This is a genomic window from Hydrogenimonas sp. (assembly GCF_029932565.1).
In the GTDB taxonomy this organism is placed as follows: Bacteria; Campylobacterota; Campylobacteria; order Campylobacterales; family Hydrogenimonadaceae; genus Hydrogenimonas.
The window spans coordinates 1-1,458 of sequence record NZ_JAOZPV010000083.1 but is presented as its reverse complement, the minus strand read 5'-3'; the positions used below and the strand labels follow the sequence as shown (position 1 = coordinate 1,458).

Sequence of the window (1,458 nt, the reverse complement as noted above, 5' to 3'; positions counted from 1 at the left end):
ATTCGCTGTTCGCTGTTGGCTGGTCGTTTTTGGCATATTAGTTTCCTTGGGTCCTTGATTGCTTGATTGTTCCAATTAGAGAGCTGAGCATTTTAGCAATGTGGTCGAGATCTTCTATCCACTTTTTTCCTGCCTCTTTTTGTATATATCCTATTTTCATTCCGATGTATATCTGCGTAGCTGCTTCCGCGGTGGAAGCTCTGGCGATATCGAGGAAACGTATTTTTTCTTGTTCGGAAATCCGTTCCATTCCCTCCGCGATATTACTTGGCACCGAAAGACCCGATCGTGTTAACTGATCCTTGAAACCAAAATCTTTCAACTCGGCCAAATGCAAATAAATATCCGCACTCAAAGCTGCCGCTTTCTTCCATACCTCTAGATTTTCACATTTCACAACTAGTTCCTCCCAACGAATACGAACAGCGAACGACGAATAGCGAATCGCTAAAAATACCCTTCTATTTTCTTCTTCTCCATCGACCCCTCCTGGTCTTTGTCGATCAGGCGGCCTTCGCGTTCGCTGTTGCGGCTCAGCAGCATCTCCTGGATGATTTCGGGAAGTGTTTCGGCGTTCGATTCGATGGCGCCGCTGAGAGGGTAGCATCCGAGGGTTCTGAAACGCACCTTCTCCATTTTCGCTTTTTTTCGCAGCTCTTCGGGCATCCGGTCGTCGTCGACCATGATCTTGGCCCCTTCATACTCCACGACAGGACGCTCTTTGGCGAAATAGAGCGGCACAATGGGAATGTTTTCGAGATAGATATACTGCCAGATATCCAGTTCCGTCCAATTCGAAAGCGGAAATACGCGTACACTCTCTCCCTTGTCGATTTTCGTATTGAACAGGCTCCAGAGTTCCGGCCTTTGATGCTTCGGATCCCATCGGTGGTTTTTGTCCCGAAACGAAAAGATACGCTCCTTGGCACGGCTCTTTTCCTCGTCTCGGCGCGCTCCCCCGATCACTGCATCGTAACCGCCTGCATTCAGTGCCTGCTTCAATGCCTGGGTTTTCATAATATCGGTATGCACTTTCGAACCGTGAATGAACGGATTGATCCCCATTTCGATGCCTTCAGGATTGCTGTGCACCACCAGGTCCACGCCCAATTCTTTGACACGCCGATCACGAAACTCGATCATCTCTTTAAATTTCCAGAGTGTATCGACATGCAGCAATGGAAACGGTGGTTTGGCCGGGTAAAAGGCTTTCATCGCCAGATGCAGCATCACCGAGCTGTCTTTTCCGATGGAGTACATCATCACCGGATTGGAAAAGTTCGCTGCCACTTCGCGGAGTATGTAGATACTTTCAGCCTCAAGTTGCTTGAGATGGGTCATTTTTGTTTTTATCATTTAAAGTCTTTTTATCGTTATTTGGAGTACGATTATATAAAAATTCTTTTAAAACAATATTTGTACATCAATATTTCCAGCAAAAAGGTCCACAATAAACAT

At 46.4% G+C, this 1,458-nt stretch carries 2 protein-coding genes; both read right to left on the bottom strand.

All coding sequences use genetic code 11. The features are described from left to right. Nucleotides 1–37 precede the first annotated feature (37 nt). Nucleotides 38–397: a four helix bundle protein gene (locus Q1K24_RS08560; RefSeq protein WP_300368884.1), complete on the bottom strand. Its 360-nt coding sequence runs from the start codon at nt 395–397 to the stop codon at nt 38–40. Between the two features lie 50 nt (nt 398–447). Further along, nucleotides 448–1,356, bottom strand: a complete 909-nt coding sequence (cysD, locus tag Q1K24_RS08555; protein WP_300368881.1) for a sulfate adenylyltransferase subunit CysD — start codon at nt 1,354–1,356, stop codon at nt 448–450. Nucleotides 1,357–1,458: the final 102 nt, after the last annotated feature.